20 protein-coding genes are annotated in these 25235 nt (G+C 67.9%); all 20 read right to left on the bottom strand.

The annotated features are described in order from the left end of the window. Positions 1-2: 2 nt before the first annotated feature. Complete coding sequence (gene rpsC, locus ASE27_RS17840) at positions 3-845, bottom strand: 30S ribosomal protein S3 (protein WP_030151934.1); 843 nt, start codon at positions 843-845, stop codon at positions 3-5. Next, positions 845-1216: a 50S ribosomal protein L22 gene (rplV, locus tag ASE27_RS17835; RefSeq protein ID WP_030151935.1), complete on the bottom strand. Its 372-nt coding sequence runs from the start codon at positions 1214-1216 to the stop codon at positions 845-847. The genes rpsC and rplV overlap by 1 nt, the downstream gene beginning before the upstream one ends. Positions 1217-1286: 70 nt before the next feature. Then, on the bottom strand, positions 1287-1568 hold the full coding sequence (rpsS, locus tag ASE27_RS17830) for a 30S ribosomal protein S19 (RefSeq protein ID WP_012867940.1): 282 nt from the start codon (positions 1566-1568) through the stop codon (positions 1287-1289). A gap of 14 nt (positions 1569-1582) precedes the next feature. Then, positions 1583-2419, bottom strand: a complete 837-nt coding sequence (rplB, locus tag ASE27_RS17825) for a 50S ribosomal protein L2 (protein ID WP_056653766.1) — start codon at positions 2417-2419, stop codon at positions 1583-1585. Positions 2420-2452: 33 nt separating this feature from the next. Beyond that, positions 2453-2755, bottom strand: a complete 303-nt coding sequence (rplW, locus tag ASE27_RS17820; RefSeq protein WP_056653763.1) for a 50S ribosomal protein L23 — start codon at positions 2753-2755, stop codon at positions 2453-2455. Then, positions 2752-3453 carry a 50S ribosomal protein L4 gene (gene rplD / locus ASE27_RS17815; protein WP_056653761.1) on the bottom strand — a complete coding sequence of 234 codons (702 nt, stop codon included), beginning with the start codon at positions 3451-3453 and terminating at the stop codon, positions 2752-2754. The genes rplW and rplD overlap by 4 nt, the downstream gene beginning before the upstream one ends. Positions 3454-3458: 5 nt before the next feature. Further along, complete coding sequence (gene rplC, locus ASE27_RS17810; protein WP_056653758.1) at positions 3459-4121, bottom strand: 50S ribosomal protein L3; 663 nt, start codon at positions 4119-4121, stop codon at positions 3459-3461. A gap of 14 nt (positions 4122-4135) precedes the next feature. Then, positions 4136-4444: a 30S ribosomal protein S10 gene (rpsJ, locus tag ASE27_RS17805; protein WP_012867945.1), complete on the bottom strand. Its 309-nt coding sequence runs from the start codon at positions 4442-4444 to the stop codon at positions 4136-4138. A 1018-nt stretch (positions 4445-5462) separates the two neighbouring features. Then, positions 5463-6653: an elongation factor Tu gene (gene tuf, locus ASE27_RS17800; protein ID WP_056653755.1), complete on the bottom strand. Its 1191-nt coding sequence runs from the start codon at positions 6651-6653 to the stop codon at positions 5463-5465. Positions 6654-6771: 118 nt separating this feature from the next. Then, positions 6772-8877: an elongation factor G gene (gene fusA, locus ASE27_RS17795; RefSeq protein ID WP_056653753.1), complete on the bottom strand. Its 2106-nt coding sequence runs from the start codon at positions 8875-8877 to the stop codon at positions 6772-6774. Between the two features lie 108 nt (positions 8878-8985). Continuing rightward, positions 8986-9456 carry a 30S ribosomal protein S7 gene (gene rpsG / locus ASE27_RS17790; RefSeq protein WP_030151942.1) on the bottom strand — a complete coding sequence of 157 codons (471 nt, stop codon included), beginning with the start codon at positions 9454-9456 and terminating at the stop codon, positions 8986-8988. Beyond that, complete coding sequence (gene rpsL / locus ASE27_RS17785; RefSeq protein ID WP_021479869.1) at positions 9456-9830, bottom strand: 30S ribosomal protein S12; 375 nt, start codon at positions 9828-9830, stop codon at positions 9456-9458. The genes rpsG and rpsL overlap by 1 nt, the downstream gene beginning before the upstream one ends. A gap of 380 nt (positions 9831-10210) precedes the next feature. Further along, entirely contained in the window at positions 10211-14080 is a 3870-nt protein-coding gene (locus tag ASE27_RS17780) for a DNA-directed RNA polymerase subunit beta' (RefSeq protein ID WP_056653751.1), read from the bottom strand. 129 nt (positions 14081-14209) lie between these two features. Then, on the bottom strand, positions 14210-17734 hold the full coding sequence (rpoB, locus tag ASE27_RS17775) for a DNA-directed RNA polymerase subunit beta (RefSeq protein WP_056653748.1): 3525 nt from the start codon (positions 17732-17734) through the stop codon (positions 14210-14212). Between the two features lie 474 nt (positions 17735-18208). After that, positions 18209-18592 carry a 50S ribosomal protein L7/L12 gene (gene rplL / locus ASE27_RS17770; RefSeq protein WP_030151946.1) on the bottom strand — a complete coding sequence of 128 codons (384 nt, stop codon included), beginning with the start codon at positions 18590-18592 and terminating at the stop codon, positions 18209-18211. A gap of 108 nt (positions 18593-18700) precedes the next feature. Next, complete coding sequence (gene rplJ / locus ASE27_RS17765) at positions 18701-19228, bottom strand: 50S ribosomal protein L10 (protein ID WP_030151947.1); 528 nt, start codon at positions 19226-19228, stop codon at positions 18701-18703. A gap of 357 nt (positions 19229-19585) precedes the next feature. After that, a complete protein-coding gene (locus ASE27_RS17760) occupies positions 19586-22156 on the bottom strand; it encodes a CHAT domain-containing protein (RefSeq protein WP_056653745.1) in 2571 nt (856 codons plus the stop codon). 9 nt (positions 22157-22165) lie between these two features. Continuing rightward, positions 22166-23971 carry a S8/S53 family peptidase gene (locus tag ASE27_RS17755; RefSeq protein WP_157257702.1) on the bottom strand — a complete coding sequence of 602 codons (1806 nt, stop codon included), beginning with the start codon at positions 23969-23971 and terminating at the stop codon, positions 22166-22168. Between the two features lie 75 nt (positions 23972-24046). Further along, positions 24047-24544, bottom strand: a complete 498-nt coding sequence (locus tag ASE27_RS17750) for a carboxypeptidase-like regulatory domain-containing protein (protein ID WP_157257701.1) — start codon at positions 24542-24544, stop codon at positions 24047-24049. Beyond that, positions 24541-25185 (bottom strand): RNA polymerase sigma factor, encoded by a 645-nt coding sequence (locus tag ASE27_RS17745; protein ID WP_056653736.1) that lies wholly within the window; start codon positions 25183-25185, stop codon positions 24541-24543. The genes ASE27_RS17750 and ASE27_RS17745 overlap by 4 nt, the downstream gene beginning before the upstream one ends. Positions 25186-25235: the final 50 nt, after the last annotated feature.

Raw genomic sequence — 25235 nt, 5'->3', positions numbered from 1 at the left:
GCTCAGGCCTCCGTTCCGGACTCAGGAGCCTTCTCGGCGACAGGTGCCTCCGCCCCTGCAGCTGCAGGTGCCTCGGACTGTGCCGGACGCTCGTTGCGACGACCAGCACCGCGACGGTCTCCACCACGGTCAGGACGGTCGCCACCGCGGGGGCCACCACGGCCCTGGCGGGGAGCGGCGGTCGCCTGCTGCGCAGCGAACTCCTTCTCGGTCATGTCGCCCTTGTAGATCCACACCTTGACGCCGATACGGCCGAAGGTGGTGCGGGCCTCGAAGAAGCCGTAGTCGATGTTCGCGCGGAGCGTGTGCAGCGGCACACGGCCTTCGCGGTAGAACTCCGAGCGGCTCATCTCGGCGCCGCCGAGACGACCCGAGCACTGGACACGGATGCCCTTGGCGCCGGCGCGCTGCGCGGACTGCATGCCCTTGCGCATCGCACGACGGAAGGACACGCGGCTCGCGAGCTGCTCCGCGATCCCCTGGGCCACGAGCTGAGCATCGATCTCAGCGTTCTTGACCTCGAGGATGTTGAGCTGGACCTGCTTGCCCGTGAGCTTCTCGAGCTCGCCGCGGATGCGGTCTGCCTCTGCGCCACGGCGGCCGATGACGATGCCCGGACGTGCGGTGTGGATGTCCACACGAACACGGTCGCGGGTGCGCTCGATCTCGACCTTGGAGATGCCGGCACGCTCGAGGCCCGTGGCCATGAGCTTGCGGATCTGGACGTCCTCACGGACGTAGTCGCGGTACCGCTGTCCGGGCTTGGTGCTGTCGGCGAACCAACGCGACCGGTGGTCGGTGGTGATGCCGAGGCGGTACCCGTGCGGGTGAACCTTCTGTCCCACTATCGGGCCCTTCCCTTCGTGTCTTCGCGCGGAACGAGAACCACGGTGATGTGGCTCGTCCGCTTGAGGATCTGGCTCGCGCGCCCCTGAGCGCGAGGCCGGAACCGCTTGAGGGTCGGGCCCTCGTCCACGAACGCCTGGGCAACGACGAGCTCCTGCTCGTCGAATGCCACGCTCGCGCGGTCGGCCTTCACCCGTGCGTTCGCGATCGCGCTCTCCACGACCTTGCGGATGGGCTCACTCGCGGCCTGCGGTGCGAACTTCAGCACCGCGACGGCCTCGGTGGCCTGCTTGCCACGGATGAGGTCCACGACGCGCCGGGCCTTCTGGGGCGTGACACGGACGAACCGCGCCTGCGCCTTGGCTTCCATTGCTGTCCTGCCTTCTTGTCTCGTCATGACGTTCGGAGTCGTCGTCTCTTGATCTGCGTCTGCACGCAGATCAGCGACGACGGCCCTTCTTGTCGTCCTTCACGTGGCCGCGGAAGGTCCGGGTGGGTGCGAACTCGCCGAGCTTGTGGCCAACCATCGACTCGGTGACGAACACCGGAGTGTGCTTGCGTCCGTCGTGCACGGCAAAAGTGTGACCGAGGAAGTCGGGCGTGATGACCGACCGACGGGACCAGGTCTTGATGACGTTCTTGGTCCCCTTCTCGTTCTGGACGTCCACCTTCTTCTGAAGGTGTCCATCGACGAAGGGGCCCTTCTTCAGGCTGCGTGGCATCTGTCAGGCTCCTATCAGCGCTTCTTGCCGGTACGGCGACGACGCACGATCAGCTTGTCGCTCGGCTTGTTGGGACGGCGGGTACGACCTTCGGCCTGGCCCCAGGGGCTGACCGGGTGACGTCCACCGGAGGTCTTGCCTTCACCACCACCGTGAGGGTGGTCGATCGGGTTCATGGCGACACCACGGACGGAGGGGCGCTTGCCCTTCCAACGCATACGGCCGGCCTTGCCCCAGTTGATGTTCGACTGCTCGGCGTTGCCCACCTCGCCGACCGTCGCGCGGCAGCGCAGGTCGACGTTGCGGATCTCACCGGACGGCATACGCAGCTGGGCGTAGGGTCCGTCCTTGGCGACGAGCTGCACGGAGGCACCAGCCGAACGGGCGATCTTCGCGCCGCCACCGGGCTTGAGCTCGATGGCGTGGATGACCGTACCGGTCGGGATGTTGCGCAACGGCAGGTTGTTGCCGGGCTTGATGTCGGCGCCGGCGCCGTTCTCGATGACGTCGCCCTGCTTCAGCTTGTTCGGCGCGATGATGTAGCGCTTCTCGCCGTCCGCGTAGTGCAGGAGCGCGATGCGTGCCGTGCGGTTGGGGTCGTACTCGATGTGAGCGACCTTCGCGGGCACGCCGTCCTTGTCGTGACGACGGAAGTCGATGACTCGGTATGCGCGCTTGTGGCCACCACCCTTGTGACGGGTGGTGATGCGACCGGTGCTGTTGCGGCCACCGCTCTTGGTGAGCGGACGGACCAGCGACTTCTCCGGCTGCGAGCGCGTGATCTCGACGAAGTCGGCAACGCTCGAGCCGCGGCGGCCGGGCGTCGTCGGCTTGTACTTACGGATTCCCATGGGGATCTGTCCTCAATCTGCTCTCGTCCGGCCTCAGCCGACCGGCCCGCCGAAGATGTCGATCGTGCCCTCGCGGAGGGTGATGATCGCACGCTTGGTGTCCTTGCGCTTGCCCAGTCCGAAACGCGTCCGCCGGGTCTTGCCCTTGCGGTTGATCGTGTTCACGGAGGCAACCTTGACCGAGAAGATCTGCTCGACAGCGATCTTGATCTCGGTCTTGTTGGCCCGCGGGTCCACGAGGAAGGTGTACTTACCCTCGTCGAGGAGCCCGTAGCTCTTCTCGGAGACCACCGGCGCGAGCAGGATGTCGCGGGGGTCCTTCGTCACGGCGGTCACTTCGCGGCCTCCTCGGCCTCGTCAGCTGCTTCCGACTCGGACGCGACGGCCTTGACCGACGAGCCCGTGGCGGGTCCGGCGAGGAACGCAGCGAGTGCGCCCTCGGTGAAGACCACGTCGTCGGAGACCAGCACGTCGTAGGTGTTCAACTGGTCAGCGACCAGGAGGTGCACCTGCTCCGCGTTGCGGAGGGACTTGCTCGTCAGCTCGTCGCCGCGCTCCAGCACCACGAGCACGTGCTTGCGGGGAGAGAGGTTGGCGAGCGAGGAGATCGCGGCCTTGGTCGACGGCTGGCCGTCGATCCCGAAGCCGGACACGACGTGGACACGGCCTGCACGAGCCCGGTCGGAGAGGGCGCCGCGCAGGGCAGCAGCCTTCATCTTCTTGGGGGTGCGCTGGCTGTAGTCGCGCGGCGTCGGGCCGTGAACGACCCCACCGCCGGCGAACTGAGGCGCACGGGTCGAACCCTGACGGGCGCGGCCGGTGCCCTTCTGCTTGTACGGCTTGCGTCCACCACCGCGGACCTCGCCGCGGCTCTTGGTGTCGTGCGTGCCCTGACGGGCTGCAGCGAGCTGCGCGACGACAACCTGGTGGATCAGCGGGACGTTCGTCTGGACGTCGAACACCTCGGCGGGAAGCTCGGCGGTGCCGGCCTTCTTGCCCGTGGCGTCGAGGACGTCAACAGTGAGAGCTGCCATGAGTGTCATGCTCCCTTCACGGCGCTACGCACGAGGACGACGCCGCCCTTGGGGCCGGGCACTGCGCCCTTGACGAGCAGCAGACCCTTCTCTGCGTCGACCGCGTGGACGGTCAGGTTCTGCGTGGTCTGCTGGTCGAAACCCATGCGACCAGCCATGCGCACGCCCTTGAAGACTCGACCCGGGGTCGAGGCCCCACCGATCGAACCAGGCTTGCGGTGGTTACGGTGTGCACCGTGGGAGGCAGGCGCGCCGTGGAAGCCGTGACGCTTCATGACACCGGCCGTGCCCTTGCCCTTGGTGGTGCCCTGGACGTCGACCTTCGCGCCGGCCGTGAAGACCTCCGCGGTGATCTCCTGGCCGAGGGTGTACTCACCGGCGTTGGTCGTGCGGACCTCGGTCACGTGACGGCGCGGCGTGACGCCGGCCTTCTCGAAGTGACCCTTGAGGGGCTTCGTGACCTTGCGCGGGTCGATCTGGCCTGCAGCCAGCTGGACCGCGCTGTAGCCGTCGACCTCGTCGGTACGGACCTGGGTCACGACGTTCGTGCCCACGGCAACGACCGTGACGGGAACCAGGCGACCGGCCTCGTCCCAGAGCTGGGTCATGCCGAGCTTCGTGCCGAGCACGGCCGTGACGGGCCGCTCGTTCTGCTGGGGGGTAGTCATGTTGTCCTCCCGCCTCAGAGCTTGATCTCGATGTTCACGTCCGCAGGCAGGTCGAGACGCATGAGCGAGTCGACGGCCTTCGGAGTGGGATCGATGATGTCGATAAGCCGCTTGTGCGTGCGCATCTCGAAGTGCTCGCGGCTGTCCTTGTACTTGTGAGGCGACCGGATGACGCAGAAGACGTTCTTCTCCGTCGGCAGCGGCACCGGGCCCACGACCGTTGCACCAGCGCGGGTGACAGTGTCGACGATCTTGCGCGCCGAGCTGTCAATCACCTCGTGGTCGTAGGACTTGAGCCGGATGCGGATCTTCTGTCCCGCCATGGCGTCGTCTGACTCTCTCTCTCGAACCGCTAGCTGTCCGACCCCCGCGCTCGGGCGTGTCGCCTATCGCGACCTACCCAGCGCACGCACCGAGGAACGGTGCAGGGCCGTTGGATATGTGAACCGCTCACGCATCGGGCCAACTTCTGGCGCCCGACGGCGTCACAGCCGTTCACAACGTTGTCGAGCCTGTGCAGAACCTGAGCTCCGCGGGGTCCTCGATCCGTATCGACAGAGAGTTCAACCCGCGGCAACCCCGGAATACCGAGGTCCGCATGCTTAGCGGTTCAACACACTGTTCGACACATGAAAGAGCGCACCCGTAACAGGCAACCTGAACAGTCTGCCACAGGAAGCCGTGGAAGACCAATCATGGTGCGTGTGACTCTGCCCTCAGAGGGACTGTCCCCACGCTCCGACCGACACGCTCACGCGCAGTGCGGGCTTGTCGGTCCCTCTAGGGTAACCGCCCGGACGGGCCTCGCAGGACGAAGTGACCGCCCTCACACCCGCGATCGGCCCGGCATTGGGAACCATGGACCGCCCACGCGCGCCTCACCTGCATCGATGCGACGCGACGACGCCCCCACCAGATTCCAGATCGGTGGGAGATCACACCGCCGGAACCTGCCGATCCGCCCCGCACGCCCCCGCTCGAGGCGCCTCGCACGACCGGACACGACCCCAGGCCGGCGGTGAGTCGCTCGATGGAGCCTCGCTCTGCCCTCTCGCCCGCGACCGCACGGAGCGACGGCGCCCACCGGCTCGTCAGGCGACTCGACGTCCGCGGGCGGTCCCTGGCAGCTCGACCTTCGACATCAGGCCCACCGGCACCAGTACGCGAGGACGCCGGCGTCGCGGCGCGCCGTCGGCGTCCGGGTCAGGCACGGCCGGCCAGGCGTCCGGGGACGACGAAGGGCCCGGGTACCTTGCGGTACCCGGGCCCTTCGGTCAATCCACCCCGGCTCCCCGAGCGCGAGGCTCAGGAGCTGCCGGGGTGGATCAGGTGGTCAGAAGATCACTTGATGATCTTCGTGACACGGCCCGAACCGACCGTACGGCCGCCCTCACGGATGGCGAAGCCGAGGCCCTCCTCCATGGCGATCGGCTGGATCAGCGCGACCGTCATCTCGGTGTTGTCACCAGGCATGACCATCTCGGTGCCCTCGGGCAGCGTGATGACGCCGGTGACGTCCGTGGTGCGGAAGTAGAACTGCGGACGGTAGTTCGAGTAGAACGGGTTGTGACGCCCACCCTCGTCCTTGCCCAGGATGTAGACCTGAGCCTCGAAGTCGGTGTGCGGGGTGATCGAACCCGGCTTGACGACGACCTGGCCGCGCTCGACGTCCTCGCGCTTGATGCCGCGGAGCAGCAGACCGGTGTTGTCGCCGGCCTGAGCCTCGTCCATCTGCTTGTGGAACGTCTCGATACCCGTGACCGTGGTCTTCTGCGGGTTGCGGATGCCGACGATCTCGACCTCGGAGTTGACCGCGAGGGTGCCGCGCTCGACCTTGCCGGTGACGACGGTGCCACGACCGGTGATCGTGAAGACGTCCTCGACAGGCATGAGGAAGGGCTTGTCGAGCTCACGGACGGGCTCGGGGACGTTCTCGTCCACGGCCTCCATGAGCGCCTCGACGGACTTGACCCACTCGGGGTCGCCCTCGAGAGCCTTCAGACCGGAGACGCGGACCACGGGGGCCTCGTCGCCGTCGAAGCCCTGCGACGAGAGGAGCTCACGCACCTCCATCTCGACGAGCTCGAGGATTTCCTCGTCCTCGACCATGTCGGACTTGTTCAGCGCGACCAGCAGGTAGGGGACACCCACCTGGCGGGCGAGCAGAACGTGCTCACGCGTCTGGGCCATGGGGCCGTCGGTCGCCGCGACCACGAGGATCGCGCCGTCCATCTGAGCGGCACCGGTGATCATGTTCTTGATGTAGTCGGCGTGCCCGGGAGCGTCGACGTGAGCGTAGTGACGCTTCTCCGTCTCGTACTCGATGTGCGCGATGTTGATCGTGATACCGCGCTGCTTCTCTTCCGGAGCCTTGTCGATCTCGTCGAACTTGAACTCGGGGTTCACGTCCGGGTACTTGTCGTGCAGCACCTTGGAGATCGCTGCCGTCAGGGTCGTCTTACCGTGGTCGACGTGACCGATGGTGCCGACATTGACGTGCGGCTTGGTCCGCTCGAACTTGGCCTTCGCCACTGGGGTCCTCCTGGGACTTGGGTAGTTGTGCCGAACGATGCAGATGCACAAGACATCTGCGGGGCGTGCGGGTCGCTACAGGTTGATGGTTGTTACAGGGTCTTCGACCTGTGGGGACTCACTCGCCCCGGGTCTTCTTGATGATCTCTTCGGCAACGTTCCGAGGGACCTCGGCATAGCTGTCGAATGACATCGAGTACACAGCACGACCCTGGGTCTTGGACCGCAGGTCGCCGATGTACCCGAACATCTCGGACAACGGTACTTGAGCACGGATGACCTTGACACCCGTCGCGTCCTCCATGGACTGGATCATGCCGCGACGAGAGTTGAGGTCACCGATCACGTCGCCCATGTACTCCTCGGGCGTACGCACCTCGACCGCCATGACCGGCTCCAGCAGAACCGGGTCCGCCCGCTTGACGCCCTCCTTGAGGACCATCGAGCCGGCAATCTTGAATGCCATCTCCGAGGAGTCGACATCATGGTACGCGCCGTCGATGAGCGTAGCCTTCACGCCCACGAGCGGGAAGCCGGCGAGGACACCCAGCTGGAGGGCGGCCTGGATACCGGCGTCGACCGACGGGATGTACTCACGCGGGATGCGACCACCGGTGACGGCGTTCTTGAACTCGTAGAGCTCGCCGCCCTCGGTCAGGTCGAGAGGCTCGAAGGTGACCTGCACCTTGGCGAACTGACCCGAACCACCGGTCTGCTTCTTGTGCGTGTAGTCGATCTTCTCCGCCGCGCGGCGGATGGTCTCGCGGTACGCGACCTGCGGCTTGCCGACGTTCGCCTCGACGTTGAACTCGCGACGCATGCGGTCGACGAGGATGTCGAGGTGGAGCTCGCCCATGCCGCCGATGACGGTCTGGCCGGTCTCCTCGTCGAGCTTGACGCGGAAGGTCGGGTCCTCCTCGGCGAGCTTCTGGATGGCGACCGAGAGCTTCTCCTGGTCGGCCTTCGTCTTGGGCTCGATGGCCACGTCGATGACGGGCTCCGGGAAGGTCATCGACTCGAGGACCACGGGGTTCGCGATGTCACACAGGGTGTCACCGGTCGTCGTGTCCTTGAGGCCGATGAACGCGTAGATGTGGCCGGCGCTGCCGAGCTCGACCGCGTTCTCCTTGTTGGAGTGCATCTGGAAGATCTTGCCCAGACGCTCCTTCTTGCCCTTGGTCGCGTTGAGCACCTGGGTGCCCGGCGTGACCTGGCCGGAGTAGACGCGGACGTACGTCAGCTTGCCGAAGAACGGGTGCGAGGCGACCTTGAACGCCAGGGCCGCGAAGGGCTCCGTGGCGTCGGGGTGGCGCTCGACGATCTTCTCCTCGTCCTTGACGTCGTGACCGTTGATGGCCGGGACGTCGAGGGGCGAGGGGAGGTAGTCGATGACCGCGTCGAGCATCGGCTGGACGCCCTTGTTCTTGAACGCGGAGCCGCACAGGACGGGGAAGGCCTCGCCCGAGACGGTGAGCTTGCGGATCGCGGACTTGATCTCCGCGATCGTCAGCTCTTCACCGTTGAGGTACTTCTCGAGAAGCTCCTCGTCGGCCTCGGCGACGTTCTCGACGAGCTCGGCACGGTAGGTCTTGGCCTTCTCGAGGAGGTCCGCGGGGATCTCCTCGATCTCGTAGGCCTCGCCCATCTTGGTCTCGCCGCGCCAGACGAGCGCGCGCATCTCGAGCAGGTCGACGACGCCCGTGAACTCGCTCTCCGAGCCGATCGGCAGCTGGATGACCAGCGGCTTGGCCTTGAGGCGGTTCACGATGGTGTCGACCGTGAAGTAGAAGTCCGCGCCGAGCTTGTCCATCTTGTTGACGAAGCAGATGCGCGGGACGTTGTACTTGTCGGCCTGGCGCCAGACGGTCTCGGACTGGGGCTCGACGCCCTCCTTGCCGTCGAAGACAGCAACAGCGCCGTCGAGCACGCGCAGGGAGCGCTCGACCTCGACCGTGAAGTCCACGTGGCCCGGGGTGTCGATGATGTTGATCTGGTTCTTGTTCCAGAAGCAGGTCACGGCGGCAGACGTGATCGTGATGCCGCGCTCCTTCTCCTGCTCCATCCAGTCGGTCGTCGACGCGCCGTCGTGCGTCTCACCGATCTTGTAGTTCACCCCGGTGTAGAACAGGATGCGCTCGGTGGTCGTGGTCTTACCGGCATCGATGTGGGCCATGATGCCGATGTTGCGGACCTTGTTCAGGTCGGTCAGCACGTCGTGTGCCACGGGTACTTCCCCTTTGTGTGGGTTGAGTCGGGGGCGATGCTTCGACCGAGAGGCCGGCTGGACCCGCCGACGGCCCCGGGGGTGAACCCCCAGGGCCGGTCGGTCGGACTACCAGCGGTAGTGCGCGAAGGCCTTGTTGGACTCGGCCATCTTGTGCATGTCCTCGCGACGCTTGACCGCGGCACCGAGGCCGTTGCTCGCGTCGAGGATCTCGTTCATGAGGCGCTCGGTCATGGTCTTCTCGCGACGGGCGCGCGAGTAGTCCGTGAGCCAGCGCAGCGCGAGCGTCGTGGAACGCGTGGGGCGCACCTCGACGGGGACCTGGTAGGTCGCGCCACCGACACGGCGAGAGCGGACCTCGAGGGCCGGGCGCACGTTCTCGAGCGCACGCTTGAGGACGACGACGGGGTCGCCGTCGGTCTTCGCGCGGACACCCTCGAGGGCACCGTAGACGATCGCCTCGGCGGTCGACTTCTTGCCGTCCAGGAGGACCTTGTTGATGAGCTGCGTGACGACCGGGGAACCGTAGACAGGGTCGACGATGAGCGGCCGCTTCGGGGCGGGGCCCTTACGAGGCATTAGCTCTTCTCCTTCTTGGCGCCGTAGCGGCTGCGAGCCTGCTTGCGGTTCTTGACGCCCTGGGTGTCGAGTGCGCCACGGACGATCTTGTAGCGGACACCGGGGAGGTCCTTCACACGGCCGCCGCGGACGAGCACGATGGAGTGCTCCTGGAGGTTGTGGCCGACACCGGGGATGTACGCGGTGACCTCGACCTGCGAGGACAGCTTCACGCGTGCGACCTTGCGCAGTGCGGAGTTCGGCTTCTTGGGGGTGGTGGTGTACACACGCGTGCACACACCACGCCGCTGCGGGGAACCCTTGAGGGCGGGAGTCTTGGACTTCCCGACCTTCGAGGTCCGCCCCTTGCGGACGAGCTGCTGGATCGTAGGCACTACGTCTCCGTGTCTTCTCGAGCTGGACCGGGGCGAACCCCGGCGGTGGTCTACGGGCTGTGGGCGCCGACGGCAAACGGCACCTGCGACGCAGAGCGTCGCAATCGCCACGTACCACCGGCTCGATGGTCCGGGCCCCGAACCACGGATCATCCGAGGAACACAGGGACCGGAATGCTCGCGCACTCACATCGGCTCGCTGGAGAACACCACAGCGAGCCCGACGGCGCGGGCACGGTCATTCACGATACCTGCCAGTTGGCAGGTAGTCAAAGCGAGAGGGGGTGGTCGCGGCGCGTCGAACGCGCCACGACCACCCCCTGTGCTACTCGCTCCCCCGCGGCCCGACGACGAGACGTCGCCGGGCTGCGGGGACAGGATCAGCGGTAGTCGCCGAAGTCCAGGTCCTCGAGCGGGATCGCCTCGCCGGAGCCCATGCCGAGCCCCTGGAAGTCGATCTCGTCGTAGCCGAAGCTCGGGTAGAGCTCGGTCTTGGCCTGCTCGGTGGGCTCGACCTCGACGTTGCGGTAGCGGGGCAGACCCGTACCGGCCGGGATGAGCTTACCGAGGATGACGTTCTCCTTGAGGCCGAGGAGCGGGTCACGACGACCGCTCATCGCTGCCTCGGTGAGGACGCGCGTCGTCTCCTGGAAGGAGGCCGCCGAGAGCCACGAGTCGGTCGCGAGCGACGCCTTCGTGATCCCCATGAGCTCGGGACGGCCGGAGGCCGGCTGGCCACCCTCCGCCACGGCCCGACGGTTGAGGTCCTCGAAACGTCCACGCTCGGCCAGCTCGCCCGGGAGCAGCTGCGAGTCGCCCGAGTCCAGCACGGTCACGCGACGCAGCATCTGCCGCACGATGACCTCGATGTGCTTGTCGTGGATGTCCACGCCCTGGGAGCGGTAGACCTCCTGGACCTCGTCCACCAGGTGCTTCTGGGTGGCACGGGGGCCGAGGATGCGCAGGACCTTCTTGGGGTCGACCGCACCCTGGACCAGCTGGGTACCGACCTCGACGTGGTCGCCGTCGCTGACGAGGAGGCGCGAACGCTTCGTCACCGGGTAGGCGAGCTCTTCCGAGCCGTCGTCGGGGGTCAGGACGATGCGGCGCGTGCGCTCCGCCTCGTCGATCGTGATCCGACCCGAGAACTCCGCGATGGGGCCCTCACCCTTCGGGGTACGTGCCTCGAAGAGCTCGGTCACACGGGGCAGACCCTGCGTGATGTCGTCCGCGGAGGCCACACCACCGGTGTGGAACGTACGCATCGTCAGCTGGGTACCGGGCTCACCGATCGACTGGGCCGCGATGATGCCGACGGCCTCGCCGATGTCGACGAGCTTGCCCGTGGCCAGCGAACGGCCGTAGCACTTGGCGCACGTACCGACGCGGGACTCGCAGGTCAGGACCGAGCGGACCTTGACCGTGTCGATCCCGGCAGCGAGGAGCGCGTCGATGACCAGGTCACCGGCGTCCTCACCACCCTTGGCGATGAGGTTGCCGTCGGCGTCCTGCACGTCGGAGGCCAGCGTGCGGGAGTAGATGCTCGTTTCGACCTTGTCGTGACGGACCAGGCGGTCGCCGATCTTCTCCCCGACGGGCAGCGTCAGACCACGCTCGGTGCCGCAGTCCTCCTCGCGGACGATGACGTCCTGCGACACGTCGACCAGACGACGGGTCAGGTAACCCGAGTCGGCCGTACGCAGGGCGGTGTCGGCGAGGCCCTTACGGGCACCGTGCGTCGCGATGAAGTACTCGAGGACCGAGAGGCCCTCACGGTAGTTGGACTTGATCGGGCGAGGGATGATCTCACCCTTCGGGTTCGCCACGAGGCCGCGCATACCGGCGATCTGACGGACCTGCATCCAGTTACCACGAGCACCCGAGCCGACCATCGTGTAGACGGTGTTGCGCTCGGGGAAGCTCGCGCGCATCGCGGTGGCGACCTTGTCGGTGGCCTGGGTCCAGATCTCGATGAGCTCCTGACGGCGCTCGTCGTCCGTGATCAGACCACGCTCGTACTCCTGCTGGACCTTGAGCGCACGAGCCTCGTGCTCCTCCAGGATCGCGGCCTTCTCGCTCGGCGTCGCGACGTCGGAGATCGCGATGGTGACACCCGAACGGGTGGCCCAGCGGAAGCCGGCCTCCTTGAGGGCGTCGAGCGAGGCAGCGACCTCGACCTTGGGGTAGGTCTCGGCCAGCTCGTTGACGATCGTCGAGAGCTTCTTCTTGTCGACGATCCCGTTGACGTAGCCGTAGCTGACGGGGAGCGTCTCGTTGAAGAGCGCGCGGCCGAGCGTCGTCGCGAAGACGAACGGCTCGCCCGGGACGAAGCCCTCGGGGGCGTCGCCCTCGGCGAAGACGAGGCCGTCCATGCGGATGCTGACCTCGGCGTTCAGGTCCAGCGTCCCACCGTCGAAGGCCATGATGGCCTCGGCGACGGAACTGAACGCACGCCCTGCACCCTTGGCATCCTTCTTGTCGTTCGTCAGGTGGTATAGGCCGATGATCATGTCCTGCGAGGGCATGGTCACCGGACGGCCGTCCGACGGCTTCAGGATGTTGTTGCTCGAGAGCATGAGGATGCGGGCCTCGGCCTGGGCCTCGGCCGACAGCGGCAGGTGCACGGCCATCTGGTCACCGTCGAAGTCCGCGTTGAACGCGGCACACACGAGCGGGTGCAGGTGGATGGCCTTGCCCTCGACCAGCTGGGGCTCGAACGCCTGGATACCGAGACGGTGCAGCGTCGGTGCACGGTTGAGCAGCACCGGGTGCTCGGTGATGACCTCTTCGAGGACGTCCCACACGACCGGGCGCGCGCGCTCGACCATGCGCTTGGCGCTCTTGATGTTCTGCGCGTGGTTCAGGTCCACGAGGCGCTTCATCACGAAGGGCTTGAAGAGCTCGAGGGCCATCTGCTTCGGCAGACCGCACTGGTGCAGCTTGAGCTGCGGGCCGACCACGATGACCGAACGGCCCGAGTAGTCGACACGCTTGCCGAGCAGGTTCTGACGGAATCGACCCTGCTTGCCCTTGAGCATGTCGGAGATCGACTTCAGCGGACGGTTGCCGGGGCCCGTGACCGGGCGACCACGACGGCCGTTGTCGAAGAGCGAGTCCACAGCTTCCTGCAGCATGCGCTTCTCGTTGTTGACGATGATCTCCGGGGCGCCCAGGTCGAGAAGACGCTTGAGGCGGTTGTTCCGGTTGATCACGCGGCGGTACAGGTCGTTCAGGTCCGAGGTCGCGAAGCGGCCACCGTCGAGCTGCACCATGGGGCGCAGGTCCGGCGGGATGACCGGGACGGCGTCCAGCACCATGCCCGTGGGCGAGTTCGTGGTCGTCAGGAACGCGTTGACGACCTTGAGGCGCTTGAGCGCACGGGTCTTCTTCTGGCCCTTGCCCGAGCGGATGATCTCGCGCAGGAGGTCGGCCTCGGCAGCCAGGTCGAAGTCCTGGAGACGCTTCTGGATCGCCGCGGCGCCCATCGAGCCCTCGAAGTAGTTGCCGTAGCGGTCCTGGAGGGCGCGGTACAGCATCTCGTCGCCCTCGAGGTCGGCGACCTTGAGGTTCTTGAAACGGTCCCAGACCTGGTCCAGGCGGTCGAGCTCGGCGTCGGAACGCTTGCGGATCGCCGCCATCTCGCGCTCGGCCGAGTCGCGGACCTTGCGGCGGGCGTCGGCGCGAGCGCCCTCGGCCTCGAGCGCGGCCAGGTCGGCCTCGAGCTTCTGGGCACGGGTGTTGATGTCGTTGTCGCGACGGTCCGTGATCTCCTTCTTCTCCAGGTCGATCTCGTTCTGGAGGTTGGGGAGGTCTTCCTGACGGCCCTCGACGTCGACCGACGTGATCATGTACGCGGCGAAGTAGATGACCTTCTCGAGGTCCTTCGGCGCGAGGTCGAGGAGGTAACCGAGGCGGGAGGGCACACCCTTGAAGAACCAGATGTGCGTGACAGGAGCGGCGAGCTCGATGTGGCCCATGCGCTCGCGGCGCACCTTCGAGCGCGTCACCTCGACGCCGCAGCGCTCGCAGATGATGCCCTTGAAGCGCACGCGCTTGTACTTGCCGCAGTAGCACTCCCAGTCACGGGTGGGACCGAAGATCTTCTCGCAGAAGAGCCCGTCCTTCTCCGGCTTGAGGGTGCGGTAGTTGATGGTCTCAGGCTTCTTGACCTCGCCGTGAGACCAGTCACGGATGTCGTCTGCCGTGGCCAGTCCGATACGCAGCTCGTCGAAGACATTGACGTCGAGCAAGGTGGTCCTACTTCCTTCGTCTGCCGGCCTGTCCGGGGTTCGTCCCGGCCGGCGCGGTGGAGGTGCTACAGAGTGTCGGGTGGCGGTGGGGGCGGTCGTTCGTCACGAACGCCCCCACCGCTTCCGAGATCAGATCTCGTCGATGCTGGATGCTGCGTTGGGGCGACGCGAGAGGTCGATGCCGAGCTCCTCGGCAGCGCGGTACACGTCGTCGTCCGACTCACGCATCTCGATGGAGACACCGTCGCTGGAGAGCACCTCGACGTTCAGGCACAGCGACTGCATCTCCTTGAGGAGAACCTTGAAGGACTCCGGGATGCCCGAGTCGGGGATGTTCTCGCCCTTGACGATCGCCTCGTAGACCTTGACACGGCCCGGGACGTCGTCGGACTTGATCGTCAGCAGCTCCTGGAGGGTGTACGCCGCGCCATAAGCCTCGAGCGCCCACACCTCCATCTCGCCGAAACGCTGTCCACCGAACTGCGCCTTACCACCCAGCGGCTGCTGCGTGATCATGGAGTACGGACCGGTCGAGCGGGCGTGGATCTTGTCGTCCACCAGGTGGTGGAGCTTCAGGATGTACATGTAGCCCACGGAGACCGGCTCCGGGAACGGCTCGCCGGAGCGGCCGTCGAACAGACGGGCCTTGCCGTCGCGCCCGACCATGCGGTTGCCGTCACGGTTCGGCAGCGTCGTGGAGAGCAGACCCGTGAGGGCTTCCTCCTCGAGGCCGTCGAAGACCGGGGTGGCCACGGGGCGACCGGGCTCGGACGATGCCGCGACGACGGGGAGGCGCTCCTTCCAGGAGAGGTCGCCCTCGCCTGCTGCGCCGTCCGTCTGCGAGATGTCCCAGCCCTGCTTGGCGACCCACCCGAGGTGGGTCTCGAGGACCTGGCCGACGTTCATACGACCGGGGACACCCAGCGGGTTGAGGATGACGTCCACGGGGGTGCCGTCCTCGAGGAAGGGCATGTCCTCGACCGGGAGGATCTTCGAGATGACACCCTTGTTGCCGTGACGGCCGGCGAGCTTGTCGCCGTCCGTGATCTTGCGTCGCTGCGCGATGTAGACGCGGACCAGCTGGTTGACGCCGGCGGGCAGCTCGTCGCCGTCCTCACGGTTGAACTCGCGGACGCCGATGACGGTGCCGGACTCGCCGTGGGGGACCTTGAGCGACGTGTCGCGGACCTCGCGGGCCTTCTCGCCGAAGATGGCGCGCAGCAGGCGCTCCTCGGGGGTCAGCTCGGTCTCGCCCTTGGGCGTGACCTTGCCGACGAGCACGTCGCCCGCGCCGACCTCTGCACCGATGCGGATGACACCGCGCTCGTCGAGGTCCGCCAGGACGTCCTCGGAGACGTTCGGGATGTCCCGCGTGATCTCCTCGGGGCCGAGCTTCGTGTCGCGGGCGTCGACCTCGTGCTCCTCGATGTGGATCGAGGACAGGACGTCGTCCTGCACGAGGCGCTGCGACAGGATGATCGCGTCCTCGTAGTTGTGGCCTTCCCAGGACATGAACGCGACCAGCAGGTTGCGGCCGAGCGACAGCTCGCCCTCGTCGGTCGCCGGGCCGTCGGCCAGCACGGAGCCGACCTCGACGCGTGCGCCCTCGTCGACGACGACGCGCTGGTTGTACGACGTGCCCTGGTTCGAGCGGCGGAACTTGGCCGCGCGGTAGCTCGTCGTGGTCGCGTCGTCGTTGGCGACGACGATCATGTCGGCCGAGACCTCGGTCACGACACCGGGCTTGGTGGCGACGATGACGTCACCGGCGTCGATGGCTGCACGACGCTCCATGCCGGTCCCGACGAGCGGGGCCTCGGAACGGACCAGGGGCACGGCCTGACGCTGCATGTTGGCACCCATGAGTGCGCGGTTGGCGTCGTCGTGCTCGAGGAACGGGATGAGGGCGGTCGCGACCGACACCATCTGGCGCGGCGAGACGTCCATGTAGTCGACCTCGGTGCCGAGGACGTCAGCCGTCTCGCCACCCTTGGTACGGACCAGGACGCGCTCCTGACGGAACGAGCCGTCCACGTTGAGCTCGGTGTTCGCCTGGGCGATGACGTAGCGGTCCTCGTCGTCGGCCGTCAGGTAGACGACCTCGTCGGAGACCTTGCCGTCCTCGACCTTGCGGTACGGCGTCTCGATGAACCCGAACGGGTTGATCCGGCCGTAGGAGGCGAGCGATCCGATCAGACCGATGTTCGGGCCTTCAGGAGTCTCGATGGGGCACATGCGGCCGTAGTGCGACGGGTGGACGTCACGGACCTCCATGCCGGCGCGGTCACGGGACAGACCACCCGGGCCCAGCGCGGACAGACGACGCTTGTGCGTCAGGCCGGCGAGCGGGTTGTTCTGGTCCATGAACTGCGACAGCTGCGAGGTGCCGAAGAACTCCTTGATCGACGCCACCACGGGGCGGATGTTGATCAGGGTCTGCGGCGTGATCGCCTCGACGTCCTGGGTCGTCATGCGCTCGCGCACGACGCGCTCCATGCGCGAGAGACCGGTGCGCACCTGGTTCTGGATGAGCTCACCCACGGCGCGGATACGACGGTTGCCGAAGTGGTCGATGTCGTCGGTCTCGACGCGGATCTCGACGGGCTCGCCGGCACGCGTGCCGGGGAGCGTCGTGACCTCTGCGTGGAGGGCCGCGAGGTACTTGATCGTCGCGACGATGTCCGTGACGGACAGCGTGGAGTCCGCGAGGGGCGCGTCGACGCCGAGCTTCTTGTTCGCCTTGTAGCGGCCGACCTTCGCGAAGTCGTAGCGCTTGGGGTTGAAGTAGAAGTTCTCGAGGAGCGAGCGGCCAGCCTCGACCGTGGGCGGCTCGCCCGGGCGGATCTTGCGGTAGAGGTCGACGAGCGCCTCTTCCTCGGTGTGGACGTGGTCCTTCTCGAGCGTGTCGAGCACGGCCGGGAAGTCCGCGAACTCCTCGCGGATCTGCGACTCGGTCACGCCGAGGGCCTTGAGCAGCACCGTGACGGACTGCTTGCGCTTGCGGTCGACGCGGACGCCCACGGCGTCACGCTTGTCGATCTCGAACTCCAGCCACGCACCGCGCGACGGGATGATCTTCGCGGAGTAGATGTCCTTGTCGCTCGTCTTGTCGGCCTGGCGCTCGAAGTACACGCCGGGCGAACGGACGAGCTGCGAGACGACGACGCGCTCGGTGCCGTTGATGATGAAGGTGCCGCGCGCGGTCATGAGCGGGAAGTCGCCCATGAAGACGGTCTGGCTCTTGATCTCACCGGTGTTGTAGTTCACGAACTCCGCGGTCACGAAGAGCGGTGCGGCGAAGGTGAAGTCCTTCTCCTTGCACTCCTCGGCCGTGTACTTCGGGGGCTCGAAACGGTGGTTCGAGAAGGAGAGAGACATGGAGGAGCCGAAGTCCTCGATCGGGGAGATCTCCTCGAAGATCTCCTCGAGACCCGACGTCGCGGGGACGTCCTGGCGACCGGCAGCAGCCGCGGCGTCGACGCGTGCGCGCCACGCCGGGTTGCCGAGCAGCCAGTCGAAGCTCTCCGTCTGGAGCCCGAGCAGGTCGGGCACCTCGAGAGGCTCGTAGATCTTGGCGAAAGAGACGCGCCGGGAAGCGGTGCGGTTCGCGATAGCGTCGGCGGACGGAGCAGAAGGGGTGCGCGAGGCAGCCAAGAGGGGTCCTTCCCTGCAGATCGATTGCACGCTGTACGCTGCGTGGCTGGAGGACCTCTTCCCCCTGAGGCTGCCGTGGTGCACGATGGACGCACACCGGAGACGGTTCGGGCAGTTCAGAGGGTGCCGAGGGCACACGCGAGCGCAAAGCGCTAGCATACCCGGCCCGGTCAAGCGTGTCCAGCGACGCCAAATCACGGCCTGTCAAGACCGTTGTCGAGCCGCGTTCCACTCCCCCACCGGACCGGTGAGGACATCTTCTCGGTGGCCGCCATATGCCGCCCAAGAACACGAGAAATTCCCTGCCCGACGGCGCGGGTCACCTTCTCCTGGAAGGTGGGCTCCGGCGTCGGGCCGGGAGACGCACAAGCGACGAGAGGCCCGCACCCCGGAGGGTGCGGGCCTCGTCGCCTGTGCTACCTGTCAGGTCGCGCGAGGCGACCTGTCATGCGATACCGCCCCGAAGGGCAGTGATCACTTGACGGTGACGGTTGCGCCGGCGCCCTCGAGGGCAGCCTTGGCCTTGTCAGCAGCGTCCTTGGCGACGTTCTCCAGGACGGGCTTGGGGGCGCCGTCAACGAGGTCCTTGGCCTCCTTCAGGCCGAGGCTCGTGAGGGCACGCACCTCCTTGATGACCTGGATCTTCTTGTCGCCGGCAGCCTCGAGGATGACGTCGAACTCCGTCTTCTCCTCGACCTCCTCGGCGGCAGCGGCCGCGGGGCCTGCAACGGCGACGGCGGCCGGAGCGGCTGCGGTGACCTCGAAAGCGTCCTCGAACGCCTTCACGAACTCAGAGAGCTCGATGAGGGAGAGGCCCTTGAACTGCTCGATGAGCTCTTCGGTGCTGAGCTTCGCCATGATGGCGGTCCTTTCGGTTGGTGCTCGGCAGCGGCCCTGTCAACGATCCACAGAGCCCTGCTGGAAGCAGAGGGGGTGTGTGCGTGCTGCGTGATCCTCCGAGGAGGGTCAGGCTGCAGCGCTCTCCGATTCCTGCTTGAGGCGCAGGGCATCGATGGTGCGAACGGCCTGCGAGGCGGGCGCGTTGAACAGGTATGCCGCCTGGTAGAGCGGCTGCTTGAACGCGCCGGCCAGCTTGGCCAGCAGGACCTCGCGGGACTCGAGGTCCGCGAGCTTGGTGATGTCCGCAGCGGTCAGGGAGCGTCCGTCGAGGACACCGCCCTTGATGACCAGTGCGGGGTTCGCCTTGGCGAAGTCACGCAGGCCCTTGGCCGCCTCGACCGGGTCACCGGTCACGAAGGCGATGGCCGAGGGGCCCTTGAAGTCGGCGTCGATCTCGATGCCGGCTTCCTTGGCCGCGATGGCGGTCAGCGTGTTCTTCACCACGGCGTAGGTTGCGTTGCCGCTGAGCGACCGACGCAGCTGCTTGAGCTGCGCGACGGTGAGCCCGCGGTACTCGGTCAGCACGGCCGCGTTCGACTCGCGGAAGTTCTCCGTGAGCTCTGCGACTGCGGCTGCCTTGTCCGGCCTCGCCATGGCAATCCTTCCGGTGGTGGTGCCACCGGTCTCCGCAGGGCGGGGGCCCTGGGGGGTGAGGTCCTGCGGAGACGAGAAGAGCCCCGCGCAGGCGCGGGGCTCGAAGTGCAGGCTCTCGCCCGCTCCGTGAACTCTCACCTGCGCTGGCCTCCGCACTTCTGCGGGACTTCGGTCCGGACTGCAGCTGACGAGTCAGCGGGCAGGACGGTACGACCGGCGGTCTTGGGTACTGGAACAGAGTACGTGACGCGGGCGTGTGGTCCAAATCCGGCCCGACGGCGCCGCGCACCGCGCGCTCCGGACGGCTCAGGCGGGCGGCGAGCCGCACGCGCGCGGCTCGGATGGTGCTTCACTGCTTCAGAGCGCGAGCGGCCCGAAGCAGACGAGGGGCACCGGCTCGTCCTCGCTCGCGACGGCCGTCGCGAGCGCCTCTCCCGGTGTCGCTCCCGCACGCAGCTCACCGTGGAACTCGGGCATGACCCGTGCGGCGACGTCGTCGCGCAGCGGAGCGACGCTCGCGACGACGGCCCTCGCCCCGAGCCGGAGCAGGACGCTCGTGAGGCCGAGCGGCTCGCCACCGATCCGGACCGACGACAGACCTGCCTCGCACGCCGAGAGGACGACGACGGCACCTCGGAGGTCCACCCCGTCGAGCTCGTGGGCGAACAAGGGACCGTCGGCGAGCCGCAACGACGAGAACAACGGGTTGTCGGTCTCGTGCTTGCCGTGCGTCGCGAGGTGGACGACCCCCGCCCCGGGAAGCCGCTCGATCGTCGCCGCGCACGTCGCGTCCTCACCGGACAGGAGCGTCGCGCTGCCCCACGCGCCGGCCACTGCCTCGGCCTCCGCCTCGGCCGCGCGCAAGCCGGGTCCGGCCACGACCACGACGTCCGGATCGGCCGGTACAGGGGCTGCCTCCTGCAGGTCGATCCAGGAGTTGACCCAGGTCCGGCGACCGACCCTGGACGGGAGCGACGACCACGGGACGGCCAGGAGAAGGTCGCGAGCGGCGACGTGCAGGTCGCCCTGCGCGTCGATCGGGGCGAGGAGCTCGCGATCGAGCCAGGCGAGGCCGCGCTCGAGCGAGGCGCGGGCCGCTGCGCGCATGGGGGCGGGGATCAGGTCGTTCGCCAGGACGTCGAGGTCTGCCCGGGTGCGTCGGATCCGTTCACCGATCTCCGCCATCGGTGCCAGTCGGACCATGCTCAGACCGTATGCGTCCGCACGCAGCACACGGAGCGACTCGTCCGCGACCACGAAGTCCGCGACGACCGTCGACGAGCTCCTCGACGTCAAGGCGCTGCGCAGGCGACGGGCGGTGACGGCGGTCGGCGTCGCGGCTCCCCCTCCCTCCTGCCAGGCCCGACGTCTCGCGGCCTCCTGCAACCGACGGGCCTCGCTCAGGTGCGTACGTCGACGTTCCAGGCGTTCGCCCGAGGGGTTCGCTCCCAGGAGCCTGGCCGACTCGATCTCCTGGCGTGCGCGAGTGAGGAGTTCGGCGGACTCGACGTCCGACGGTGGCCGGACCCTCCCGCTGCCGGCGACGGTCGCGCGCCCACGCTCGACGGCGTCGAGGAGCGCGGAGGCACGTCCGGTGCGAAGGGCCGCGGCCACGTCCACGTGCCCCAGGCGTACGCCGTGCACCGCCGAGGCTGTGATGGCGTCGACGGACCCCACCCCCTCCCGGTGCTCGGCGAGCATGCGCTGGCCCCGGCGCACCGCACGCAGCGCCGCTCCGCGCTCACCCGCGGCGAACGCGAGCTGGGCGGTCACGGCCTGGTGCTGCAGACGCAGCGGCAGCGCCACACGTCCGAGGTGACCCGGCACCTGAGAGAGGACCTCGCGCGCGCCCGCAGGGTCCTTCGCCGCGAGGAACCACTCGGCAGCCAGGAGCTGGGCGGGCACGGTCACCCCCCGGCCGACGGCCGCGCCGAGCGACGTCCCGACGTCTGCGAGCGCGAGCGCGCGAGCGGCCCTCCGCCGGGCCACGCCGATCGAGACGCCGACCGACCGGTCCTCGGCCAGCCGCGCCTGGAGCTCGGCCACCCGAGCCCGTGCAGCCCAGGGATCGTTGCCGATGCGGTCGAACCGGGCCGCTGCAGCACGGGCCTGACGCTGCGCCTCCGCGTAGCGGCGCAACCCCACGAGGCACTGAGCGCGCAAGAGCTCGACCTCGGCGACGTCCCGGACCATCCGGTTGCGGGCCAGGTGCTCGCGCGCCTCGGCGAGCGTCGCGTCCGCGTCCGAGAGCAGTCCTGCCTCCAGAAGAACCTGGGCCTTGTCGATGAGACCGACCGACGCGTGCCGGTCGGGAGCGCCTCTCTCGGCTTCCTCCATGTCACGCAGAGCGCTCGGCAGGTCGCCCCCGAGGTACTTGGCGTATCCGAGGTTGTGCTGCGCCTTGGACGCGAGCAGCGCATCGCCCAGGTCCTCCGCACGACGGACCACCTCGGCGAGGTCCGACTCGGCCCGACCAAGGTTGCCCAGCTCGAGGTGCAGCGACCCCCGGTTGAGGAGGAGGACCGCGGCATCGAGCGGGCGGGCCACGTCGATGAATCGAGCAGCGGCATCCATCTCCTCGACCGCCTCGACGACCCGTCCGGTGCGCAGCCGGAGCAGACCGCGCTGCCCGCCGACCACGAGCTGGAGGTCCTCGGGCCCGTGGGCCTCGACCCACGCCCGGGCCTCCTCGAGGAGATCCAGCGAGCGGTCGACATCGCCCTCGTACTCGAACCTGGAGATCGCCAGACCGATGAGCGCCCGGACGTGCGCGTAGCTCTTGTCCGGGTCCGTCGCGAAGGCCGGCTCCTCGAGGTCCGCGAGGAGAGTGCGGTAGAGCTGAGCGGCCCTGGCGTGACGCCCCCGGGCATTGGTGGCCGACGCGAACTCGAGGCGTGCGCGCAGGGTCTGACCAACGCTGCGCGTCACGCCGTCACCTCATTCCGCGGTCACCTCCGTGGGGACCAGTCCAGTGGCCAGGGTAATGGACTCCCACAGCCACGCGCAGCGTCCCGGAGCTCCTTCACCCGGTACCAGCGCGCTCGGTGACGTCGGGTCCGCCGCGGAGTCGTCCAGCAGGTAGGACGCGAGCTCGCCGGCCAGCACGGGGGCTGCGAACGACGTGCCGCTCCAGCTCGCGAACCCACCCTGGAAGCCCTCCGGGTCGATCGTGGCGCGGTTGCCCTCCGACCAGAGCTCCTTGAGCCAACGGGTGGGGGCTACCGCGCCGTCCATGGTCGTCGGAGCGGTCGAGACGAGCGCCGCCCCGGGACGCACGCAGGTGACCCAGGGCCCGTCGTTGCTGAACAGGGAGGTCGTCCCGTCCGGGTTCAGGGCCCCGACCGTGAGCACGGGCGGCTCGTCCTTCAGGAGAGCGACGCCCGGGAGCGGTACGGGCGGCGTCTGTCGACGATCGATCCTCGGTGCGAAGGCCGCGGGATAGCTCGGCCTCGTCTGCCCGTCGTTCCCGGACGAGACGACGACCAGCACCCCGTAGCGCCGGAGCGCCCGCAGGACGGTGCCGAACGGGGCGTCGAAGTCCGCGTCCTCGGGTCGCTCGTGGTAGTACCCGAGCGAGAGCACCAGGACATCGATCGGGGAGTAGCCCTTCCGACCGACGAGTCCGAGCACGTGCCAGAGAAGCACCCGGCGCAGCGAGCGCAGGAGGTCTCGCTCCGGGATGACCCCGGCACCGCCGTAGAGGCGAGGGGCCAGGATGACCGCATCAGGGCACTTCTGGTGGACGAGGCCGGCGATGAAGGTTCCGTGCCCGGCGACAGGGTCGAGCGGGCCCGTCAAGGGAGAGATCGACACGCCACCGATCTCCGGGTCCTCGTACTCGTACTCCGTCTCCGGCAGCACGGACAGCGGCTCTCCGAGCAGCTCGGGGTCCCGCACCACGATCGTCCCGCGCGACTCGAGGGACGCGTCGAACCAAGGATGCGCCCCCACGCCGGTGTCCAGGACCGCGACCACGGGTCGACGCGTCCCGTCGGCCGCCGTGTACTCGTCGTCTCCGACCGCCAGGCGACGCGCTGGGACGGGCCCTACCCAGTTCACCGGGGTCCGGCCGCCCGAGCCGGGGGCTGCGTACTCTGCGGTACCCGTGACCGGGAACGGCTGCGTGTAGGGGAAGGGCTGGGTGTACGGGAAGGGCTGCGTGTACGGGAAGGGCTGCGTGTAGGGGAACGGCTGGGTGTACGGGAAGGGCTGCGTGTACGGCTGGCCACCGATGGCCGGTCCCGCCGACGGCGCGATCATGTGGTCGAGGCCCACCCGTGGGCTGCACTTGTCGTCCGGGCACAGGCGCCCGCCGAGCTTCTCGATCACCTTCCACGCGTCCGGGAGCTCCCCCTCGCTGCCGCCCTTCTGCCGCAGGCGAGCCGAGAGCCCGAACACGCGTCGCAGGTCGCGGGTCGTCTCACGATCGAGCCTCGCCCGGGTGATGAGCTCCGCGTCGGCCTTGCTGGCCTCCTCGACCTCGACCGTCAGGTCGAACTTCTCCGCAGCCTCCTCGAGCCACCGCAGCGAACGGTTGCCGGTCAGGTCGTCCGGAGACTCCGGAACCAGGACCCGGTCCCCCACGTACCACGTGGGGTGCGGCGAGGACTGCCCGGCCCGACGCGGCGCGGTGATCGGGTCGAGAGTCCGCGTTCGCCACTGCAGCCGGTTCGGCCGGTCCCCGAAGGGCCGTCCGCCCGGCGGGACGGGTGGCGTGGCCGACTGCTCTGGGGTCTCACTCATCGGTGCTCCAATGCACGAAGGGGACTACCGCCGAGGGGTGGGCCGCCGGCGCGTGAAGAAGATGTCGCGAGATCGCTACAGCTCGATGATGGGCGTGGTCACTGCGTCGCCGTCCGCACCGGGGGTCCGCAGCAGGAGGCTCGCCGGGCCGGGGGCGACGTCCTCGAACACGAATCGGCCGTCCTCGTCGGTGGTCGTCGAGACCATCCCGTCCGGGCGGTGCAGCTCGACCGTCAGCTCTCCGGCGGGCGCAGCCCAGCCGTCGATCCTGATCCTGGTGTCGTCCCGGGTCGAGAGCGTGATCATCACGGTCAGCGACTCGGCCGTGAACGTGATGGTCCGTGCCTCGACCGGCGGCGCTTCACCGCGGACGGACATCTCCGGTACGCGTACGTACTCGAGCTCCATGACCTCTGCCTCGAGGCCGGCCAACGTGATCGCGAAGAGCGACCTCTCGACGAGACCCCCGGGTACCGGGTCGAGCATCGCGCTGATCCGCGCGAGGTCCGCGAGGATCTCGAGGTCGACCGTGTCCAACGGGTCGTCGGGGCTGTATCCGATCGGCGCGCTCATGATGTTTCCCATGTCCTGTCCCCCTGATCGCTTTCCATGATGTCGCGGAGCTTGGCCAGGCAGCGCCCGCGGTTGGATCCGATGCTGCCCACCGGCATACCGATGGCGCTCGAGATGTACTTGTAGTCAGGGCGGTCCGCCAACGAGATCAGCCGGAGCAGCTGCTGGCAGCGGTCCGGCAGCTGAAGGACGGCCCGCCACAGGTGGCGGTCTCGCTCCACCTCGAGGACCTGGGTCTCGGGGGTGGGGTCTGAGGAAGGCAGTGCGCCGACAGGGCCGTCGAGCAGGTCGTCGGGAAGCTCCGTCCGGCGCTTCTGGTCGTCACGCTGCTTGCGGACCACCTCCCAGGCACCGCGCTTGGCGGTGACGAGGAGCCACTTGAGGACCGCGTGCGGCTCCTGGATGGTGTGGGCGTTGCGCACGAGCGCCATCCAGGTGTTCTGGACCACGTCGTCGGCGTGCTCCCGGTCCGCTCCCTGCGCCCGCGCCGTGTGCCACAGCAGCGGGGTCGCCTCCTTCACGAAGTCGGCCAGTGCCTGGTGCTTGCCCTCCCGGTAGTCGAGGAGAGCAGCCGCGGCTCGATCGCCGAGGCTCACCTCCGGTTCGTCGACTTCCGGGACGTCCTCGGTGATCCGTGTCATGGCTGGGTGCGCCGTCTGCTCTCGGTCGTGCTCGGGTACTTCGGGGGAAC

It is taken from the genome of Oerskovia sp. Root918 (assembly GCF_001428945.1).
In the GTDB taxonomy this organism is placed as follows: Bacteria; Actinomycetota; Actinomycetes; order Actinomycetales; family Cellulomonadaceae; genus Oerskovia; species Oerskovia enterophila.
The sequence above is the reverse complement of the archived record's forward strand: the minus strand, read 5'-3'. Positions and strand labels throughout refer to the sequence as shown.

Coding starts and splice junctions, on each gene's coding strand:
- rplV (WP_030151935.1), bottom strand. CDS start 1,216: ATGGAAGCCAAGGCGCAGGCGCGGTTCGTCCGTGTCACGCCCCAGAAG.
- rpsS (WP_012867940.1), bottom strand. CDS start 1,568: ATGCCACGCAGCCTGAAGAAGGGCCCCTTCGTCGATGGACACCTTCAG.
- rplB (WP_056653766.1), bottom strand. CDS start 2,419: ATGGGAATCCGTAAGTACAAGCCGACGACGCCCGGCCGCCGCGGCTCG.
- rplD (WP_056653761.1), bottom strand. CDS start 3,453: ATGGCAGCTCTCACTGTTGACGTCCTCGACGCCACGGGCAAGAAGGCC.
- rplC (WP_056653758.1), bottom strand. CDS start 4,121: ATGACTACCCCCCAGCAGAACGAGCGGCCCGTCACGGCCGTGCTCGGC.
- rpsJ (WP_012867945.1), bottom strand. CDS start 4,444: ATGGCGGGACAGAAGATCCGCATCCGGCTCAAGTCCTACGACCACGAG.
- rpsG (WP_030151942.1), bottom strand. CDS start 9,456: ATGCCTCGTAAGGGCCCCGCCCCGAAGCGGCCGCTCATCGTCGACCCT.
- rplL (WP_030151946.1), bottom strand. CDS start 18,592: ATGGCGAAGCTCAGCACCGAAGAGCTCATCGAGCAGTTCAAGGGCCTC.
- rplJ (WP_030151947.1), bottom strand. CDS start 19,228: ATGGCGAGGCCGGACAAGGCAGCCGCAGTCGCAGAGCTCACGGAGAAC.
- ASE27_RS17755 (WP_157257702.1), bottom strand. CDS start 23,971: ATGAGTGAGACCCCAGAGCAGTCGGCCACGCCACCCGTCCCGCCGGGC.
- ASE27_RS17750 (WP_157257701.1), bottom strand. CDS start 24,544: ATGAGCGCGCCGATCGGATACAGCCCCGACGACCCGTTGGACACGGTC.
- ASE27_RS17745 (WP_056653736.1), bottom strand. CDS start 25,185: ATGACACGGATCACCGAGGACGTCCCGGAAGTCGACGAACCGGAGGTG.